At 73.0% G+C, this 241-nt stretch carries 1 pseudogene; it reads left to right on the forward strand.

The window, feature by feature from the left end:
* Positions 1-241 (forward strand): annotated as a pseudogene (locus ACUYLD_RS25785) (16S rRNA (cytosine(967)-C(5))-methyltransferase RsmB); the annotation flags it as partial.

Consider the following 241-nt stretch of genomic DNA (forward strand, 5'->3'; position numbering starts at 1 on the left):
CTCGACGCCTGCGCCGCGCCCGGCGGCAAGACCGCCCATCTGCTCGAACTGCAGCCCGACCTGCAGCTGACCGCGCTGGACGCCGACGCGCAGCGCCTGGTCCGCGTGCAGGACAACCTGAACCGCCTGCAGCAAAAGGCCACGCTGAAGGCGGCCGACGCGCGCCAGACCGCCAGCTGGTGGGACGGAACCCCCTTCGACGCCATCCTGCTCGACGCGCCCTGCAGCGCCTCCGGCATCG

This window comes from Paenibacillus sp. SER-28, from assembly GCF_052906305.1.